Below are 2,054 nucleotides of genomic sequence, written 5' to 3'. Positions count from 1 at the left end.
TCCGGTCAACGAGTGGATCATGGAGCAGCTCATCATGGTCGACGCCCTCAAGCGGGCCTCCTCGCGGGTGACGAACCGCCGGTAGGCCGCGTCGGTGCGCAGCAGCTCCTCGTGGCGACCGCAGCCGGCCACCCGGCCGCCGCGCACCCAGCGCACCTCGTCGGCGGTGCTCAGCAGGAGGGGGCTGGCGGAGGTCACGACGGTCGTGCGCCCGGCGCGGGCGCGGCGCAGCCGCCGCGCGATGCGGGCCTCGGTGTGGGCGTCGACGGCGCTGGTGGGCTCCACGAGCACCAGCACGTCGGGGTCGCGCAGCACCGCCCGGGCCAGGGCAAGGCGCTGGCGCTGGCCGCCGGACAGCGACCGGCCGCGCTCGCCGACCCGGCCCGCCAGCCCGCCGGGGACACCGGCGACGACGTCCTCGGCGGCCGCCACGCGCAGGGCGGCGAGGACGGCGTCGTCGTCGTGCTCGCCGGTGGGGTCCACCTGCTCGCGCAGGCTGCCGCTGAACAGCTGCGGGTCCTCCTCGGCGAGCAGCACCCGGCGGCGGACCTCGGCCAGCGGCAGGTCCTGCAGCGCGGTCCCGGCCAGCAGCGCCCCGGGGTCGGCGTCGTCGGTGCGGCCCAGCCGCCGGGCCGTCGCGGCGGCCTGCTCGGGGGGGTCGGCGCCGACGGCGGTGAGCCGCCCCCCGGGGGCGCGCACCCCGGTGACGGGGTCGGCGACCGCCGGGGCGGCCGTGGTGGGCGCGGCCGCGGTGGGCGAGCTGGTGGTGGGTGCGGCCGTGGTGGGTGCGTCGCGCACGAGGGGCTCGACGCGGAGCACCCCGACGAGGCGGCGGGCGGCGACGAGCGCGCGGGAGTACTTGTCCACCGCCTCCACCACCGTGCGCAGCGGGGTGCTGAGGAAGGCCGCGTAGCCGTAGAGCGCCACCAGCTCGCCCGGGCTGACCTCCCCGCGCAGCGCGGCGTGCGCCCCGCCCCAGACCAGGGCCGCGACCAGCAGGCCGGGCACGAGGACCTGCATCGCCTCCAGCGCCGACTGCCAGCGCCCCGCGGCCACGCCCGCGGCCCGCACCGCCTGCGACCGCTCGGCGTAGCGGCGGGTGAAGACCTCCTCGCCGCCGATGCCGCGCAGCACCCGCAGCCCGGCGACGGTGTCGGTGCCCAGCGCGGTCAGCTCACCGGTGAGGCGGCGCTGCTCCCGCTGGCGGGCCTGCAGCGGCCGGGCGAGCAGGAGCAGCGCCGCGAGGACGACCGGCACGCCGAGCAGGACGAGCAGCCCCAGGGGCACCGAGGTGCGCAGCACGAGGACGGCGACGACGGCGACGGCCAGCACGGCCCCGACGGCGCGCTGGGTGACGTCGTAGGCCTCGCCGAGGCGGGGCGCGTCCGAGGACGTCGTGGCGAGCACCTCGCCCTGCGGCACGTCGCGCAGGACGGCGGTGCCGGCGGCGCTGGTGTGCCGCCCGACCTGCTGGCAGGTGCGGAAGCGGCCCGTGAGCCGGTTGAGGACGGCGTGCCGGTGGCGCAGCACCGCGGACGTGGCCTGCACGAGCGACAGCAGCAGCACCAGGGCGCACCAGCGCCACAGGTCGGGGCCGCCGGTGACGACGGCGTCGAGGGCGCGCCCGAGGGCGGCGGGGAAGACGGCCTGGGTGAGCATCCACACCACCCCGCAGGTCACGCCGGCGGCCAGGGTGGTGCGCTGCGCCCACCCGGTGCGCAGCACGAGGTGCAGCGGGGAGCGGAGGTCGGGCGGGCCCGGGTCGTGCAGGGGGAGGTGGAGCACGTGCACCCAGCGTAGTGAGACCGCTCTCCCGCGGCCACGGGAAAGGCCCGGCGGGGACGTCCGGCACCGACGCGCCGGCGTGTCGCGCGCACGCCGTCCCCGCACCGTCCCCGCGCCGTCCCCGCGCCGCGGCGACCCTCCGGTCACGTACCGGTCGCCGGCGCGTGGTGCGGTGTTGGGCGCCGCGCCGCCCGCCGCGTGTTGGCTGCAGCCCATGCGCCCAGCCAGCACCTCCAGCCCCGTGCGGCCCCCGAGCGGTCGCCCGGGCC

Annotated in this window: 1 protein-coding gene and 1 pseudogene; one reads left to right on the top strand and one right to left on the bottom strand. The window is 79.1% G+C overall.

Annotation, left to right across the window (positions count from 1 at the left end; translation table 11 throughout):
- Positions 1-19: 19 nt before the first annotated feature.
- Positions 20-85, top strand: a complete 66-nt coding sequence (locus tag ABEB16_RS18450) for a hypothetical protein (RefSeq protein ID WP_425560249.1) — start codon at positions 20-22, stop codon at positions 83-85.
- A 197-nt stretch (positions 86-282) separates the two neighbouring features.
- Here the strand turns inward: ABEB16_RS18450 and ABEB16_RS18445 are convergent.
- Positions 283-1,659: pseudogene (locus ABEB16_RS18445) on the bottom strand (ABC transporter transmembrane domain-containing protein); the annotation flags it as partial.
- Positions 1,660-2,054: the final 395 nt, after the last annotated feature.

It is taken from the genome of Kineococcus glutinatus (assembly GCF_039542765.1).
Taxonomy (GTDB): domain Bacteria; phylum Actinomycetota; class Actinomycetes; order Actinomycetales; family Kineococcaceae; genus Kineococcus_A; species Kineococcus_A glutinatus.
This window is presented reverse-complemented; position numbering and strand designations above follow the sequence as displayed.